The organism is Nocardia sp. NPDC020380, assembly GCF_044386975.1.
In the GTDB taxonomy this organism is placed as follows: domain Bacteria; phylum Actinomycetota; class Actinomycetes; order Mycobacteriales; family Mycobacteriaceae; genus Nocardia.
On the sequence record NZ_JBIRVQ010000004.1, the window covers coordinates 540,402 to 558,123 of the forward strand.

12 protein-coding genes and 1 pseudogene are annotated in these 17,722 nt (G+C 67.6%); 9 read left to right on the forward strand and 4 right to left on the reverse strand.

Annotation, left to right across the window (positions count from 1 at the left end):
• Window positions 1-27: 27 nt before the first annotated feature.
• Window positions 28-429: a nuclear transport factor 2 family protein gene (locus ACH438_RS13300; RefSeq protein ID WP_397004614.1), complete on the reverse strand. Its 402-nt coding sequence runs from the start codon at window positions 427-429 to the stop codon at window positions 28-30.
• 195 nt (window positions 430-624) lie between these two features.
• Here ACH438_RS13300 and ACH438_RS13305 point away from each other — a divergent pair.
• The 9 genes and pseudogenes from ACH438_RS13305 to ACH438_RS13345 all read left to right on the forward strand — a co-directional run bounded on the left by ACH438_RS13305 (window position 625) and on the right by ACH438_RS13345 (window position 14,516).
• Window positions 625-2,390 (forward strand): annotated as a pseudogene (locus tag ACH438_RS13305) (HAD-IC family P-type ATPase).
• 1 nt (window position 2,391) lies between these two features.
• Window positions 2,392-3,261 carry a potassium-transporting ATPase subunit C gene (locus ACH438_RS13310; RefSeq protein ID WP_397004616.1) on the forward strand — a complete coding sequence of 290 codons (870 nt, stop codon included), beginning with the start codon at window positions 2,392-2,394 and terminating at the stop codon, window positions 3,259-3,261.
• A 3-nt stretch (window positions 3,262-3,264) separates the two neighbouring features.
• A complete protein-coding gene (gene kdpA / locus ACH438_RS13315) occupies window positions 3,265-4,917 on the forward strand; it encodes a potassium-transporting ATPase subunit KdpA (RefSeq protein ID WP_397004618.1) in 1,653 nt (550 codons plus the stop codon).
• Between the two features lie 103 nt (window positions 4,918-5,020).
• Complete coding sequence (locus ACH438_RS13320; protein ID WP_397004620.1) at window positions 5,021-7,555, forward strand: ATP-binding protein; 2,535 nt, start codon at window positions 5,021-5,023, stop codon at window positions 7,553-7,555.
• Window positions 7,556-7,647: 92 nt separating this feature from the next.
• Window positions 7,648-9,135 (forward strand): serine/threonine-protein kinase, encoded by a 1,488-nt coding sequence (locus ACH438_RS13325; RefSeq protein ID WP_397004622.1) that lies wholly within the window; start codon window positions 7,648-7,650, stop codon window positions 9,133-9,135.
• A gap of 24 nt (window positions 9,136-9,159) precedes the next feature.
• The gene (locus ACH438_RS13330) at window positions 9,160-10,416 is read left to right on the forward strand and encodes a hypothetical protein (RefSeq protein ID WP_397004624.1); all 1,257 of its coding nucleotides are present in this window, start codon (window positions 9,160-9,162) and stop codon (window positions 10,414-10,416) included.
• Window positions 10,413-11,942, forward strand: a complete 1,530-nt coding sequence (locus ACH438_RS13335; RefSeq protein ID WP_397004626.1) for a serine/threonine-protein kinase — start codon at window positions 10,413-10,415, stop codon at window positions 11,940-11,942. Before ACH438_RS13330 ends, ACH438_RS13335 begins: the two co-directional genes overlap by 4 nt.
• On the forward strand, window positions 11,929-13,497 hold the full coding sequence (locus tag ACH438_RS13340) for a serine/threonine-protein kinase (RefSeq protein WP_397004628.1): 1,569 nt from the start codon (window positions 11,929-11,931) through the stop codon (window positions 13,495-13,497). Before ACH438_RS13335 ends, ACH438_RS13340 begins: the two co-directional genes overlap by 14 nt.
• Before the next feature lie 116 nt (window positions 13,498-13,613).
• Window positions 13,614-14,516, forward strand: coding sequence for a hypothetical protein (locus ACH438_RS13345; RefSeq protein WP_397004630.1), 903 nt, complete (start codon window positions 13,614-13,616; stop codon window positions 14,514-14,516).
• A gap of 81 nt (window positions 14,517-14,597) precedes the next feature.
• Here the strand turns inward: ACH438_RS13345 and ACH438_RS13350 are convergent, their stop codons facing one another.
• From ACH438_RS13350 to ACH438_RS13360, 3 genes are read right to left on the reverse strand one after another with little or no spacing between them, the layout of a single operon-like run.
• A complete protein-coding gene (locus ACH438_RS13350) occupies window positions 14,598-15,731 on the reverse strand; it encodes a mandelate racemase/muconate lactonizing enzyme family protein (RefSeq protein ID WP_397004632.1) in 1,134 nt (377 codons plus the stop codon).
• Window positions 15,728-17,107, reverse strand: coding sequence for an aldehyde dehydrogenase family protein (locus ACH438_RS13355; RefSeq protein WP_397004634.1), 1,380 nt, complete (start codon window positions 17,105-17,107; stop codon window positions 15,728-15,730). Before ACH438_RS13355 ends, ACH438_RS13350 begins: the two co-directional genes overlap by 4 nt.
• The gene (locus ACH438_RS13360; RefSeq protein WP_397004636.1) at window positions 17,104-17,721 is read right to left on the reverse strand and encodes a thiamine pyrophosphate-dependent enzyme; all 618 of its coding nucleotides are present in this window, start codon (window positions 17,719-17,721) and stop codon (window positions 17,104-17,106) included. Before ACH438_RS13360 ends, ACH438_RS13355 begins: the two co-directional genes overlap by 4 nt.
• Between the last annotated feature and the right edge of the window lies 1 nt (window position 17,722).

The following is a 17,722-nucleotide window of genomic DNA, read 5'->3' on the forward strand; positions in this document are numbered from 1 at the left end:
GAAGAGCCTGTTCTCCGCACCGTACGTTTACGGAGTGAGGGGCTTGCGGCGAGGGATCACCTTGCGGTGGGTGATGCGCCAGCCTGCCGGGGTGCGGTGGAGGGTGTCGGCGTAGGTGACGCTGGCGATGGTGCCGTCGAGGTTCACGGCCAAGCCCTTGGAGAGGGTGGTGACGGTGCCTGCGTCGACGGGGGTGACGACGATATTGGTGACGTGGTGGGCCAGGGGCTGGCGGTCGGCGGTGTCGAGGGCCATATCGCGGAGGGCGTCGCGGCCGTGGACGGTGCCGGCGCCGAATTCGGTGAGGTCGTAGGCGATGTCGTCGATGAAGATCTCGTCCATGCGGGCGAAGTCGCCGGCGTCGCTGAGATGACCGTGCAGGGCGAGGAGTTCGTGGATCGCCAGGCGATCGTCGGTCGTGATCGGCATGAGGTCCGATCCTCACACGAGCCGGCGCTCCGGGCCAGCGGATTTCGGGGGCCGGCGCCGAGCCGTCTAGAAGCCGGAAGTATTGCGGCTCGAGCCGGGGGCAGAGCGTCAACGGCGGTGCCGGGAGGTCCTCAGCGGGCGTTCAATTCGGCCCGTGTATCTGCTCATCGCCATTCGGTATTCGGAGAAGTTCTGATGGCCGTCCAGACGCTTCGCAGGCCGGAGCATGTGGACGTGGCCGATTCCCGCCCGCATCGGGTGTCCGCCGGGATCCTGCGGCCCCGCCAGTTGGTGACCGCGCTGCCGGAGGCCGTGCGGAAGCTGGATCCGCGCACGTTGTGGCGCAATCCGGTGATGTTCGTGACCGAGATCGGGGCGGTGCTCACCACGGTCATGGCGATCCTGCAGCCGTCGCTGTTCGCGTGGCTGATCGCCGGGTGGCTGTGGCTCACCGTGCTTTTCGGCAATCTGGCCGAGGCGGTGGCGGAGAGTCGCGGGCGGGCCCAGGCCGATACGCTGCGCCGGACTCGGCAGCAGACCCTCGCCTATCGGGTCACCGACTGGCAGGAAGGGCGGAGTCTCGACGCGGTGACTGTCGAGGAGGTGGCGACCGCGGGGCTGCACCGCGGTGATCTCGTCAGAGTCGTTGCGGGTGAGCTGATTCCGGGCGACGGCGATGTGGTCGAGGGTGTGGCCAGCGTGGACGAATCCGCCATTACCGGCGAATCCGCGCCCGTCATCCGGGAATCCGGCGGCGATCGCTGCTCGGTGACCGGCGGGACGACCGTGCTGTCGGACCGGATTCTGGTCGAGATCACCCAGGAACCGGGTGAGAGCTTCCTCGATCGGATGATTCTGCTCGTCGAGGGCGCGAAGCGGCAGAAGACGCCGAACGAGCTGGCGCTCAACCTCTTACTGCTGGCGCTGACCTTCATCTTCCTGGTCGCCACCATCACGCTGCAGCCCATGACGATCTTCTCCAAGACCGTCATGCCCGCCGCGCACGACACCCTCGCCGTCACCGGTCAGGGCGTGGCGGTGGTGGTGCTGGTGTCGCTGCTGGTGTGCCTGATTCCCACCACCATCGGCGCGCTGCTGTCGGCCATCGGGATCGCGGGCATGGATCGCATGGTGCAGCGCAACGTTCTCGCCATGTCCGGCCGCGCCGTGGAGGCCGCCGGTGATGTGCACACTCTGCTGCTCGACAAGACCGGCACCATCACCTTCGGCAATCGTCAGGCCAGCGAATTCGTCCCGGTCGCAGGCGTTTCCGCCGCAGAACTCGCCGAGGCGGCGCAGCTCGCCAGCCTCGCCGACGAGACGCCCGAAGGCCGGTCCATCGTGGTGCACGCCAAGGTCGCCCACAATCTGCGCGAACGCGAGCCCGGCGAGATCACCCGCGCCGAATGGGTGGATTTCAGTGCGCAGACCCGCATGTCGGGCGTCGACATCGACGACCGGCGGATTCGCAAGGGCGCGGCCGCGGCCGTCATGCGATGGGTACGCGAGCACGGCGGCAGCCCGGTACCTCGGCCGCCAAGGAGGCCGGGAACATGGTCGACCTCGACTCGGATCCGACCAAGATCGTGGAGATCGTCGAGATCGGCAAGCAACTGCTCATCACCCGCGGCGCGCTGACCACCTTCTCGATCGCCAATGACATCGCCAAGTACTTCGCGATCCTGCCCGCCATCTTCGCGGCGGTGTATCCGGGTCTCGGCGCGTTCAACATCATGTCGCTGCACAGCCCGACCTCGGCCATTCTGTCCGCGGTCATCTACAACGCCATCATCATCGTCGCGCTCATCCCGCTCGCCCTGCGCGGCGTGCGGTACCGGCCCGCCAGCGCCGACGCGCTGCTCGCCCGCAATATGTGGGTGTACGGCCTCGGCGGCGTGGTGGTGCCGTTCCTCGCGATCAAGCTCATCGACCTCGCGGTCGCACTCATTCCGGGAATCTGACATGTCACGCCTACCTCTCTGGCTCGCCCAGCATCTGGCCGCCGTGCGCGTCGTCGCGGTGCTCACGGTGATCGTCGGGCTGCTGTATCCGCTTGCCATGACCGGTGTTTCGCAGGTCGTCGGCAATCGCGCGGACGGGCAGCCGCTGTATCGGGACGGCAAGCTCGTCGGCAGTGCGCTGATCGGGCAGTCGTTCACCGACTCCAATGGCAATGCCATTCCGAAGTACTTCCAGAGCCGGCCGTCCGCTGCGGGCAACGGCTATGACCCGACCGCCTCGGGCGCGAGCAACCTCGGGCCCGAGAACGACGTGGACACGCTGGCTGATCCGGCGGACCCCAAGTCCGGCAAGCAGAGTCTGCTCACGCAGATCTGCGCCCGGTCCAAGGCGGTCGGCGATCTGGAAGGTGTGGACGGCTCGCGGCCGTTCTGCACCTCCGACGGGGTCGGCGCGGTGCTCGGTGTCTATCGCGCGGATGGCCTGACCGGCAATGTGACTCGCGTGGTCAGCCTCGATCAGGGTTGCCCCGCAACCCCTTTCATGCAGTCTTATGACGGTGTGGCCGTGGAATGCGGTAAGCCCGGCGAGGACTACTCGGCGGCATTGATCGTCCCGATCCGTGGCGATGCGCCGCGTGACCCGGTGGTGCCCGCCGATGCCGTGACGGCCAGCGGCAGCGGCCTGGATCCGCAGATCTCCCCCGCCTACGCGGATCTGCGGGCCCCGCGCATCGCGCGTGAGCGGCATCTGCCCCTCGACCGCGTGCATGCGCTGATCGAATCCCACACCACCGGGCGCACACTCGGGTTCCTCGGGCAACCCGGTGTGAACGTGCTGGAACTCAACCTCGCGCTCGATCGGGAGTCATAGACCGTGTTCAGTTGGCTGCAAGCACTTTTCATTCTCGGCGTGGTGGTGATCCTGCACGTCCCGCTCGGCGATTACATGGCGCGGGCGCTGGACGGCGGGCGGGATCTGCGCGTCGAACGCGCGATCTACCGGGTGTGCGGTATCGATCCCGACAGTGAGCAGAATTGGCGCGGGTATCTGCTCGCGCTGGCCTCGTTCACGGTGATCAGTATTGCCGCGCTGTTCGGATTGTTCTGGCTGCAAGGGCATCTGCCGCTGTCGCTCGGGCATTCGGGCATGAAGTGGGATCTGTCGCTGCATACGGCGGTCAGCTTCGTGACCAATACCAGCTGGCAGAACTATGCCGGTGAGACGACCACCGGGCACCTCGCCGTCATGGCGGGGCTGGGTGTGCAGGGTGTGGCATCCGGCTCGGTCGGCATTTGTGTGGCGCTGGCGTTGGTGCGCGGCCTGACACGACGCGGGGTCGACGAGCTCGGCAACTTCTGGGTCGATCTGCTGCGCAACATCTTCCGCATCATGATGCCGCTGGCGATCATCTTCGGCCTGATCCTGATCTTGCTCGGCGTGGAGCAGAACCTGATGGGTCCGCACGATGCGGGCACACTTGCCGGCGGCACGCAGACCCTTATCGGCGGACCGGTCGGTTCCTGGGAACCGATCAAAATCATGACCGGCGACGGTGGCGGCTTCTTCAATGCCAGCAGCGCGCATCCGTTCGAGAATCCGAACGCCATGAGCAATGCCGTGGAAACCATTCTCATGCTGCTCATTCCGACCGCGTTCCTGCGCACCTTCGGCCGCATGGCCGGGAACCTGCGGCTGAGCTGGACGCTGCTGATCGTGGTCGGCATCCTGTTCGGCCTGCTGCTCACCAGTGGCGTGCTGGCCCAGGAGATCCACTCCAACACCGTCTCCCAAGCGGTAGGCGGTCCCGTCGAGGGCACGGAACAGCGCATCGGCGTCCCCGGCAGCACCTTGTTCGGCGTGAGCGCCACCGCCACCGCGGACGGCGCGGTCAACTCCTCCTACGACAGCTTCACCAGTCTCGGCGGCGGCGTGCTGGTGGCGGCCATGATGCTCGGCGAGATCGCGCCCGGCGGCACCGGTAGCGGCCTCTACGGGTTGATCATGGTGTTGCTCATCGCCGTCTTCCTGGGCGGGCTCATGGTCGGGCGTACGCCCGAATTCCTCGGCAAGCGCCTCGGCTACGGCGAAATGCGACTGGTCGTGCTGTACGCACTGGTCGCGCCGACCACCATCCTGACGCTGTCCGCGATCGCCATCGGCACCAACCAGGGCCGCACCGGCATGGGCAATCCCGGCGCCCACGGGTTCACCGAGATCCTGTTCGCCTACACCAGCAATGTGATGGGCAATGGCGCGTCCATGGGCGGGCTCAGCGGCAATACGGTGTTCTACAACCTGACCATGGTGGTGGGGATGGCGGTAGGCCGATACCTGCCCATGGTGTTCGTGCTTGCGCTGGCGGGCAAACTGGTCGCACAACATCCGGTCCCGGCGACCGCGGGCACGCTGCGCACCCAGGGCAGCACCTTCGTGGTGCTGGCCACCAGCTCCGCGATCATCCTGGCACTGCTCAACTTCCTGCCCGCGCTCTCCCTGGCCCCGCTCGCGGACGGCATCCTGGGATGAACCTGAGAGACCGTATGGATTCCGGAAAGATTGCAGGCCGGGGCGCTAGCGGTGTGTCAATAGCATTACCACTGCGCCCCGGTCGGCCGTTCAATTCGGGACGATGATGACGAAACCCCCGGGCCGGGGACGACTTCGGATCTACCTCGGAGCCGCCCCCGGCGTCGGCAAAACATACAAGGCGCTGGAAGAAGCGCAACGCAGGGCCAGTCGCGGCACCGATGTGGTGCTCGGCCTGGTCGAGACGCACGGGCGCAAACACACCGCGGCCCTGCTCGACGGACTGGAGCTCATACCGCGTATCAGCGTGCGCTACAAGGACTCCGAGTTCACCGAGATGGATATCGACGCCATCCTGGAACGCCGCCCCGCCGTGGTCGTGGTCGACGAACTCGCCCACACCAACGTCCCCGGCTCGCGTAACCACAAGCGCTGGCAGGACATCGACGAACTGCTCGACGCCGGTATCACGGTGCTGTCGACGCTCAACATCCAGCATCTGGAATCGTTGAACGACGTCATCGCCGGGATCACCGGCACCGTGCAGCGCGAGACCGTCCCCGATGCCGTGGTGCGCGCGGCCGAACAGGTCGAACTCGTCGATATGACCGCCGAGGCGCTGCGCCGCCGGATGGAGCACGGCAATGTGTACCCGCCCGAGAAGATCGACTCCTCGCTACGAAACTACTTCCGCACCGGAAACCTCACCGCGCTAAGGGAACTCGCGCTGTTGTGGGTCGCGGACCAGGTCGACGACCAACTCGACGACTACCGCGCCGAGCACAACATCACCCGCACCTGGGAGACGCGCGAACGCATCGTGGTCGCGCTCACCGGCGGGCCCGAGGGCGACACCATCCTGCGCCGCGCCGCGCGTATCGCCGAAAGGACCACAGGCGCAGACCTGCTCGCCGTGCACGTGGCCCGCAGCGACGGGCTCATCGACGCCGGGCCCGATCACCTGGCGCGGCAGCGGAAACTGGTCGAGGACTTCGGCGGCAGTTACCACCAGGTCATCGGCAACGACATTCCCAGCGCCATCCTCGATTTCGCACGCGGGGTGAACGCCACTCAACTGGTGCTCGGCGCGAGCCGGCGCGGGGCGCTGGCCTCCCGGCTCTCGGCCGGCGTGGGCGCGACCATCAGCGTGCGCTCCGATGCCATCGACGTACACCTGGTACCGCACGAGGCCACCCGCACTTCCCGCCGGATCTGGCGCACACCACCAGCACTCAGCATGCGGCGCAGGCTCATGGGTCTGGCCGCCGCACTGGTGGGCCTACCAGCGGTGCTGACCGTGGCGCTGGTGATCGGGTTGCCCTTGGCCGCAACCGTGGTGCTGCTGTTCGGCGCGGTGGTCGGCGTGGCGCTGCTCGGTGGGCTGTACCCGGGCGCGCTCGCCGCACTCGGCGGCTTCGCATTGCTCGACTACTTCCTGATACCGCCCAGACACAGCCTCGCCGTAGGTGATCGCGGAAACCTGCTGGCGCTGGTCGTTTTCGTGGTGGTCGCCTTCGCGGTGAGCGCCACCGTCGAACTGGCCGCCCGCCGCACCGCCGAGGCCGCACGAGCCCATGCCGAATCCGACACGCTGTCCACCCTCGCCGGCAGCGTGCTGCGCGGCGATTCCGCCCTGCCCGCACTGCTCGAACGCGTACGCGAAACCTTCGGCATGCAGGCGGTAACCCTGCTCGAACGCCACGAAGACAGCATCGACGACCCCGACCTACGCCGCGACCCCGACCAATGGCGCATAGTCGCCACCACCGGCGGCGAACCCTGCACCGCCCCCGCCTGCGGCGACGTCGAAGTCCCCGCCGACGACCGCCTAGCCCTCGTCCTCCGCGGCCGCCGCCTCGAAGCCGCCGACCAGCGCGTCGCAGCGGCCTTCGCAGTCCAAGCCGCAGTGGCCCTGAAACAGCAACGCCTATCCGAACAAGCCGCCGCCGTAGCACCTTTGGCCGAAGCCGACCGCATGCGCACCGCCCTGCTCGCCGCAGTCGGCCACGACCTCCGCACCCCGCTGGCCGGCGCCATGGCTGCCGTGACCAGCTTGCAGGACACAACCGTCACCTTCTCCCCCGAGGACCAGGCCCTGCTGCTCGAGGCCGCAGGCGAATCCCTCACCCGGCTGGACCGTCTCGTCACCAACCTGCTCGACATGAGCCGGCTGCAGGCGGGCGTCCTGGGCGTTCATCTCGACGACCTCGGCATCGAGGAGGTGCTCCCCCGCGCCCTGGACGACCTCGACGCCACCGCCACCGTCCACACCAGAATCGACCCCGCCCTACCCCTGGTGCGCGCCGATTCGGTCCTGCTGGAACGAGTCCTGGTCAACCTCATCGCAAACGCCTTGCGCTACAGCCCCGAAGAACGCCCACCCTCCATAGCCGCCGACACCACCGACGGCGTAGTCGAAATCCGCGTGATAGACCACGGCCCCGGCATAGAACCCGCAGACCGCGACCGAGTCTTCCTCCCCTTCCAACGCCTCGGCGACCGCCACAACGGCAACGGCGTAGGCCTGGGCCTGGCCCTGGCCCGCGGCCTCGCAGAAGCCATGGGCGCCACCATCACCCCCGACGACACCCCCGGCGGCGGCCTCACCATGGTCGTCACACTGCCCAAGACGGCATAAGTGGGGGCACCAGATGATCGAAAAGGTAGATCCTTCCACCTGGAACGTATCGTAAACTGCGGCTGAGTATTCCAGTACGGGGGTTTGATCTGGTGGCCGACGGCGAGGGGCGCGAATTCGGCGGATACCGCATCGAGCGCAGGCTCGGTAGCGGTGCGGCCGGGACGGTTTATCTGGCGTGGCATCCGCGGTTGCCCAGGCAGGATGCGCTCAAGGTGCTCTCCGAACTCCGCACCGACGACAGCGCTTACCGGGAACGGTTCCTGCGCGAGGCGGAAATCGCGGCGCGACTGCAGCATCCGAATCTGGTGGCGGTGCGCGACCGGGGCGAATACGACGGCCGGTTGTGGATCGCCATGCAGTATGTGCCCGGTAGCGATGTCGCCGAACTCATCCGGCACGGCCCGGTCGAGGCGGCACGCGCGGTGCGCATCATCAGCGAGGCGGCGCGCGGGCTCGACGAGGTGCATCGCGCGGGGCTGCTGCATCTGGACGTGAAACCGGCGAACATCCTCATCGCGACCCCGGACGGCGAGGCGGAACGCGTTCTGGTCAGCGACTTCGGAATCGCCCGCGCCGCCGGGGATTCCGATACCGCGCCGGGCGGATTCACCGGGTCACTTCCCTGTGCCGCTCCCGAACAGATCGCCGGCACGCGAGTGGACCACCGCACCGATGTCTACGCACTCGGCTGCACGCTGTATCAGCTGCTCACCGGCGACATTCCGTTCGCCCGCGACAATCCCGCGGCGGTCATGTACGCCCATCTGCACGACCCACCGCCGCGGCCCTCGGCCGGGAATCCTTCGGTGCCGGCCGATTTCGACGCCGTTATCGCTACCGCCTTGGCGAAGGACCCCGACGCTCGGTACCAGAGCTGTGGCGTGCTCGCGGAGGCGGCGCAGGAAGCGTTATATCGCGGACTCGCAGATAGTAGGGCCGCCCCTCTACACGGGCGGCGGCGAATCATCGCCGTCGCCGGTGCCGTGATCATCGCGGTGGCAGTGGCGGTTTCGCTGGTGGTCGGTCTGCGTCCCGAGCACGCCACCTCCGCCGCCGATCCGCGTATCCCCAACACCACCAGCGTCGAACCGGCCAACTGGGGCGAATACGCCTATATCGTGCAGGCGTTTCCCGCGCTGCTCCCACCCTCGCCCTACACGATCGGCTACCAGCAGGTGAGTACCTGCTATCCGCATGCGTACCGCGGCAACGACCAGGTCTCGTTCGACAAGCGCGCCGACGTCGGCCAGCTGTACTGTCTCGGTGATCGCGATCCGGTGTATGCGATGAAGGTGACCTGCAATGCGAACCGGGTGGCCATCGTGCCGGACGGGACGCTCATCGAGCGTCCCGAGGGCGACGCGGCCTGGACCAGGTCGTCCGGCAAGGGGCACATGTTCTGGGGCACCACCACCTTCCCGGCCGACCTGTCGCAGGACGTGCTCTCCGGCAAGACCATGGGCGTGCTCGACGTGTTCTTCGAGGATCCCGCTCGCAACTTCTGCTTCCTCTCGGTCACCGGCGCGGCCGACGGCACCGAGATTCACGATCGCTGGTGGCCGCAGGCGCCGCTGTGACCTCTCCTGGAAACGACGAATCCCATGCCCCCTCAACGCATTCGGCCACATACCCTGCTCCCGATACTGATCCTGCTCGCCGTAGCGGCGTGTACCACCGCGGGACGGCCGATCCCGCGTCATCCGGACCCGGCCACCCTGGACGTCGGCGCCTACAGCGTCCGATCGCTCGAGACACCGGAACAGAGCACCACCGACTACGGACGGGTGGAGGAGGCCGTGCGCCTGTCCGAGGCGCTGATCGATCCGGCCGAAGCCGATGCCGCGCTGACCCATCCGATCGGCGCGGAACGACTCGCGCTCATGCCCACGCCCGCGCGCGCCGCGACCGTTCTGGCCGAACCGGTGCGCGCGGTGCTGAGCAGATACGCCATGATCACCGGCGCGTCCGTCAGCGGCGCCGACCGGACGCTGGGCGAGCATCCGCGCACCGGCGACTTCCGCGGCCTCATCGTCATGGTGCTGTGCTTCCCCGATGACGCCGCCGCGCAGTCCGCCGCCCGTGAAATCGATGCCACCGACGCCGCCGTCAGCTCCGACAATGTGGCGGTTCCGATCCCGGATTATCCTGCCGCCTATGCCCATTGGCGCCCCGAGGTGCCGGGCCTCGCGGCGACCATCGCCGCCGGTACGTCGGTGATCAGCGTGCTCGCCGGTACCACCACCACCGACCTGGGCGCACTGACGACGCTGGCGCACAATGCTTTCGGCGCCCAGATCCGCCGGCTGCACGACTTCACACCGACACCGTCCGACCGGCTGGCCACCCTGCCCCTCGACCAGAACGGCATGCTGGCGCGCATGGTGCCGGCCGCGCCCGGCCGCTGGCCGTATCCGGGGGTCATCACCCTCCCCGCGCAAGTCATCGCCACCTGGGACAGCGCCCTGGCAGCACAGGGTGTCGTCTTCGGGCCACGCGCGACCCGGCTGTGGCTCGGCTGGTCCTCGCCGAATCAGGTAGCGCCGGAGGCCATGTCCGTCAACGGCCTCGACGCCCTGCTCCGCTTCGCCACCGCGAAAGACGCCCGGACCGCCTTCGAACAGCAGACCGCGAAGGATGCGAAGGGCAATACCCGCCCGGCGGCCGGACCGGCGAGCATCCCCGATACGGACCTGCGCTGCGTGGAGGTGACCGATGCCGGCAGCATCGGGGCACTCCGATTCTATTGCCGGATCCGCTACGGCCACTACGAAGCCACCATCCTCGCCCGCGAACCACAGAACATGCGGCAGAAAGCCGCGGCCGCGTACGGGCTGCTCGTGAACGGCAGCACCGAATGAGCGAACCACTCACCCCCGGAACGCTTTTCGCCGGCTACACCATCGAGCGAGCGCTGGCCCACGGCGGCATGGGTACCGTCTACCTCGCCCGCCATCCCCGGCTCCCACGTAACGATGCGCTCAAAGTACTCCCGCAGGCGCTGACGGCAGATCCGGAGTTCCAGCGCCGCTTCCAGCGCGAGGCCGAGATCACCGCACGGCTCGAACACCCCAATATCGTGACCGTGCACGACCGCGGCATCGATCGCGGATGTCTGTGGATGGCCATGCAGTTCGTGGACGGATCCGATGTGGCAGAGCTGATCCGGCGGTCTCCGGCGGGCGTGGCGCCCGGTCCGGCGCTGCACATCGTGACCGAGGCCGCCCGCGGTCTCGACGAGGCACATCGTCACGGGCTCCTGCATCGCGATGTGAAACCGGCGAACCTGCTACTGCGCTACACCTCCGAGGCCGCGCCCCAGGTCCTGGTGGCCGACTTCGGAATCGCCAAGGCCGCAGGATCTTCCACGGCCTTGACCCGGACCGGATCGGTCCTGGCGACCGTCGCCTACGCCGCGCCCGAACAGCTCACCGGCGGGACGGTCGATCATCGCGCAGACATCTACGCCTTGGGCTGTACCTTCTTCGAACTGCTCACCGGGTCGAAGCCGTTCCCGCGCGCCGATCTCACCGCGATCATGCACGCTCACCTCACGGAGCCGCCGCCCCGGGCGAGCGCACTGAATCCCGCACTGCCGCAAGCGATCGACACCGTCCTGGCCCGCGCCATGGCCAAGGATCCTCTCGACCGATATGAAACCTGCGCCGCCTTCGCCACAGCGGCAGCAGCGGGCCTGGACGGCACACCCGATATCTATCGACCGCCCGCCCGCCGGATGCAGCCCGGCCTGCGCCGGCGCATGCTGCCGCTCGCTATCGCGACGGTGGTCGCCGGACTCGTAGTGACCGGTGTCCTTGCACTGAACCGCTACTCGACCGGGCACCCCGCCGCCCTTCCCACCACATCAGGGAACACCACCGCCGCGCCGGCCACCACCACGACCGCGACCGGAGCGGCGGCGTCCTGGGGCAACTATGGCTTCGTCATCGACGCCTTTCCCCGATTGCTGCCCGCCACACCGATCACCAGCGGGTACGACGGCCTGCGATGCCGTGCGGCCGACAAGGATATGAAGCCCGTCGACGTGAACGCGCGGCCCGCCGAAGCGGTCTACCTCGACTGCGACGGAAACGGCAGTCCCCTGGGCACCCTCATGGTTTTCTGCAACAGCAGCCGCACACCCACCGCCATCCTGGGCTGGCCGGACAGCGTCACCCACGCCGGCGATCAGCAATGGCAGCGGCCCTCCGGCAACGGACGCATGGTCTGGGGCGACGCGGTCGGCGAGGACAACAAACCGCAGGGCTCCCTGCAGGTCGGCTTCGACGATGCGGGAAGGAACTTCTGCCTGCTCATGATCTGGGGCGGCAGCAACACCACCGGCGCCGATCTCGTCGATCACTGGTGGCACGATGCACCGCTCTGAACCACGTCCGGGAACGGTGTTCGGCGGATATCTCATCGAGCGCGTCCTCGGCGCCGGCGGTATGGGCACCGTATTCGTGGCCCGCCATCCACGCCTGCCACGCCGCGACGCGCTCAAGGTGCTCTCGGCCGAACTCAGTGCGAACACCGAGTTCCGCCGGCGATTCGAACGCGAGGCCGAATTCGCGGCCCGCCTGGACCATCCGAATATCGTGACCGTGTACGACCGCGGCATCACCGAGGAACGGCTGTGGATCGCAATGCAATTCGTGGACGGCACCGACGCGGCCGCGCTCGTCCGGCGCCACCGCAGCGAGCTGCCACCGCACCGCGTAGTGCACATTCTGTCCGAAGCTGCCCACGGTCTGGATGCGGCGCACCGGGCCGGGTTGCTGCACCGCGACATCAAACCCGCCAATATCCTGGTCCAGCCGCGTCCCGGCTTCTCGGATCGAGTGCTGGTGTCCGACTTCGGGATCGCGAAAGCGGTGGACGCGTCGACCGCGCTGACCGAAACCGGCGCGGTGCTCGCCACCCTCCCCTATGCTGCACCCGAACAGCTCACCCTCACCGGTATCGATCACCGCGCCGACCTCTATTCACTGGGCTGCACCGTGTTCGAACTGCTCACCGGTTCGAAACCGTTCCCCCGCGACACCGCCGCCGCGGTGATGGCGGCGCATCTCCAGGATCCACCGCCACGCGCGAGCAGTATCAATCCGGCGCTGCGTCCGGCGGTCGATGCGGTAATCGCCCGCGCGATGGCCAAACATCCCGACTATCGCCATTCCTCATGTGGCGCCCTCGCGGCCGACCTCGCCACGGCGCTCGGTCTGCCGCCGCGCTCGACGGCGCCGCTATCGGACCGTCTGGCGCCGACGATCGTCGCCACACCACACCCCGACCACCGTGTTTCGCCAGGTAAAGCGACGCCCACCCGCCGGTGGCGTCGCCCCCGGGCAATTGCGGCATTCGCCCTCCTCCTGGCGGTCGTGCTGGTGGCCGGCGGGGTCGTCTGGCATGCGCGAGCAGGCAATTCGCACAACGCAGCCGCGACGACCTCCCCCGCTACGACCATCCGGGCATCCCGGACATGGGGGAATGTCACCTATATTGCCCAGTCCTTCCCGAAACTCCTGCCGGCCGATCAAGATTCCACGGGCTACCAGGGCATCCGCTGCGTCGCAGTGGGCGATGGAGACCATCGGCCGATCGATGTCACCGCACCGGTCACCGGCCTGAACGTCCTTTCCTGCAACGGAAACAAAAACCCCGTCGAGCTACTGGCCGCCGCCTGCTACTCCGACCACACCGCCGTCGACCCCACACAGCTCACCGAGGCGGCCTCCACCTCCAACCACACCGAAACCTGGACCCGCCCTTCCGGCAGCGGCACCCTCACCTGGGGCGACTTCACGTCGTCCACCGGACAATCCATGGGCCGACTCGCCACCATCTTCACCGACGCCACTCGCAAACCCTGCCTGCTCACCGTCTATGGCGGCACGAACGGCCAAGACCTGCACGACAACTGGTGGCCCACCGCCCCACTGTGAGGCCGGACGGTCAGGCGGCCCGCCACGGCAAGCCATCGGCGGAGAAAATCGGGAGGTTCACGGCACATCTCTGCGTATTTGCAACACGTGTTCGAACCGGGTCATACCGTTTCGGAGTGCCGTCCATCCGCCACGAGATTCCGTTGCAATTGCTGCGTAACCGCGCCGAGGTCGCGCCTCGGATCGCTCGCACGGTCGGCTTGTCGGTGCCGGATCTACCGTGCTGGCGTCCGGGGCCGGAAACGGTCACGCTGTTGTCACCTGGTGAGTTGCACTTGGACATCGTCTTGATCGGGACCGACACCGAGAAGCCGGAGTTCGCGATCATTCACGAGGTTCAGAACTCGTGCGGTACTTCGGAGCTGGAACGGATCTCGCTCAGCTGGCCTGCATACGTCACTCATGTGCGCCAGCGGCTGGGATGTTCGGTCGTCCTGCTCGCGTTCTGCCCTGATGAGCCGACCGCACGGAAGGTCGCGACACCGGTGGAGACAGGCCACCCCGATTTCGTCTTCCGGCCCCGGACCTACTGGCCGGGGATGCTGCCTGCCATCACTACCGTCGCCGAGGCCGACCAATGGCCGGAGTTGGCGTTGCTGTCCGCCCCCGGGCATCTCGAGGACGCCGAGCGGCACAAAGTCTTGAGCATGGCACTCGAGGCAATGCAGAAACTCGAGCCGGATTGGCGTGTCCACTACCATGACTACATCAGCCGGTGCGTACCCGCCCGGTATCGGAAGGAGTGGGAGGAGCTCGTGGCCATGGCGATCGAGAACTACCACTGGGAGAGCGACTTCGCGCACGAACATCAGGCCATCGGCCGTGCGGAGGGGCTTGCAGGGTCCGTGCTGCGGATACTCGAGCGGCGGGGACTCGCGGTTGACGATGCTGTGCGGACTCGGATTGCCGGCTGCTCGGATCTCGATCAGCTGACGGCCTGGTTGGATCGGGCGTTGGTCGTCGAGTCCGCCGAGCGCGTTTTCGATGGCGATGCGGGGATGCAGGACGGGTCGCCGTAAGCATCGGGGTTGCGAAGCCGCCGATGTCAGTGGGGGCCGGTGCCGATGGATGTGCGGCAGCGGCCCCGATATTGGTGTGGGTCAGCCCATGAGTTCGTACTTGGTGAGCATTTCCTCGTCGAAGTCGATGCCGAGGCCGGGGCGGTCGGGGGTGTGGACCTTGTTGTCGGCGTAGTGGAGGCGGGATTCGGGGGTTAGGAGGCGTTCGAAGTTGTAGATGCCCTTTTCCAGGGCGAAGTACTCGACTACGAGGGTGTTGGGGATGGCGCCGCAGAGGTGGGCGTGGAGGTTGTGGTGCCAGTGGGGGGCCATTTGGAGGCCGAAGGTGGAGGCGGTGGCGGCGATTCGGAGCCATTCGGTGACGCCGCCTGCTACGCCGGCGTCGCATTGGAGGATGGGGATGCCTGCCTCGATGAGAGGGCGGAATTCCCAGCGGGTTTGGTGGATTTCGCCGGTGGCGACGGGGGTGCGGATGGTGCGGGAGAGTTCGGCGTGGCCGGCATTCGCGTCCGGGGACAGGGGTTCTTCGAACCACCAGAGGGGGCGGTCGCCGGCGGCGCGTTCGAAAGCTGTTATGGCGGTGCGGGCTTCGTGGACGGAGCGGTAGGCGTTGTTGGCGTCGAGGGAGAGGCGGCCGGTGTCGCCGATCGCTTCGATGGCGGCGGCTACTCGGGCGGCGTCTTCCGCTACGGAGAGGCCGCCGACCTTGATCTTGTGGTCGGTGAAGCCTTGGGAGGCATTGAATTCGATTTCGCGAGCCACGGCTTCGGTCCACGGGCCCTCGTCGGGGCGGTAGTAGCCGCCCGAGGCGTAGGCGGGGAGGGGCGCGGTGGTGCCGCCGAGGAGGCTGACCAGGGGGAGGCCGGCTTGTTTGGCGCGGAGGTCCCATAGGGCGATGTCCAGGGCGGAGAGGGCGCGCAGGACCGTGCCGCGGCGGCCTTCGAGGAGGGTTTCCTGGTAGGCGCGATCCCACAGGCCGACTACGTCATTCGGGTCGCCGCCCAGGTAGACGGGGGCGAGTAGGTCGTCGGCCGCGCATTTCGCCAGGTGGCCGGAGCCCGTGCCGGCGTAGGTGTAGCCGACGCCGGTCGCGCCGTCGTCGGTGGTCACCTCGACCAGGAGGTAGTGGCGGGCGCCCAATTCGCGGTTGGACATTCGGGTCGGCTTGTCCACGGGGACGCCGATGGCTCGGGTGCGGATGGAGGTGATGGTCATCGGGTGCTCCTGGAGGTGGCGGCGCTGCGCACCGCTTGGATATTGGCGAATTCGGCCATGCCCCAATGGCTCAGCTCACGGCCGTAACCGCTGGCCTTCACACCGCCGACGGGGAGGCGGGGGTCGGATTCGGAGATGCGGTTGACGAAGACCGAACCGGCGTCGAGGTGGTCGGCCAGGTAGTCGATGACGCTGCGGTCCCGGCCCCAGATGGCGCAGGACAGGCCGTAGATCGACTCGTTGGCGGCGGTCAGGGCGGCGGCCGGGGAGGTGAACGGTTTGATTACGCCCAGGGGGCCGAAGGTCTCCTCGCGGAAGGCCGGATTCGTGGTGTCGGGGACCTGGATCAGGGTGGGCGGGAACCAGGCGCCGGGGCGTTCGTCGGGCTTGCCGCCGTAGAGGACTCGGGCGCCGGCCGCCACGGCGGAGTCGAGCTGGCGGCGCAGTTCGTCGCGGAGGTCGACGCGGGCCATCGGGCCGACATCGGTGGCCTCGGAGGTCGGGTCGCCGTAGACAAGGCCGTCCAGTTCGGACAGCATGGCCTCGACGAACTCGCTGAAGACGCTGCGCTCCACCAGGATTCGCTTGGCCGCGATACAGCTCTGGCCGTTGTTCAGGAAACGGCCACGCACCGCGGCCGCCGCGGCGGCGGGCACATCGGCATCGCCGAGCACGATGAACGGGTCGGAACCACCCAGTTCCAGCACCGTCTTCTTGACCGACCGCCCGGCCCGGGCGCCGATCAGCGCACCCACCCGATTACTGCCGGTGAACGCCACGCCCGCGATCAGCGGATCGTCGATCAGCGGGCCGATGCGATGCGCGGGCAGCATCAAAGTGGTCAGGATGCCCGCGCCGAACACCTCGTCGAACAGCGACTGCAGCACGCGCGCACAGCCGGACACATTGTCGGCATGCTTGAGCACGATCGCATTACCCACCGCGACGGCAGGCAGCATCGCCCGAATCACCTGCCAGAACGGGTAATTCCACGGCATCACCGAGAGGATCACGCCCAGCGGCCGCATCCGGACCTCCGCGGTCTCCGGGAAAACGTCGACCGCCTGCGGCTCCAGCAGCTCCGGAATACGCTCGGCATAAAACTCGCATGTGGTCGCACACTTGTCGAGCTCGGCACGCGCCTGCGTGAGCGGCTTACCCATCTCGACAGTGATGAGCAACGCCAAATCCTCACGCCGCGCCCGCAATAGGTCGGCCAGCATGCGGAAACACAAGGCGCGCTGCTGGATCGGCTCGTCGGTACGCTCCCGCACCGCGGCCTGCGCACGCCGCAATGCCACACCCACCTCACGCTCGCCGGTGTACCGGTAGGTATCGAGCACGCGCCCGTTGGCCGGATCGACCGTGGTGATCACCGCAGGGCCTCCTCAACAGTGGCCACTACCTCTTGCCCCGCAGCCGCTCGCGCGGTCACCCAATCCTGGAAACGGCGGCCCAGCACAACGGGATTCACGAGCAGCTTCGGGATATCCGCGGCATTGCCCACCTCGAGGTGGACGTGGACCAGCACCGGTCCCGTCTGGTCGAGGGCGGTGAGCACGGCCGCGCGCAGTTCGAGCTCGTCGCTCGCGGTGTGCACGGTCCAGCCCGAGGCTTCGGCCAGTACGCCCAGGTCGACCGTGTCGGCATAGGTCGGCAGGTTGGCGGTAGCGCCGTAGACCGCGTTGTCGAGCAGCACCGTCACCAAGTTCGGCGGGCGCAGGAATCCGCCTGTGGGCAGCACATTCGGGTTCATGAGCAGTGACCCGTCACCCTCGATGGCCACCACCTTCGGCACCGCGGTGTCGGTCAGGCTCAGCGCGATACCGGTCGCGACCGAGACCGCCAGCCCCATGGAGTCCAGCAGGTACAGGTGGTTGGGCCGGTCGGCCACCGCCGCGAGTTCCCGGCTGGAGGCCGCGCAGGTCACCACGACCGGCAGGTCTTCGGTGAGGTCGGCGAGGACGCGGAGTGCGTCGATGCGATACACG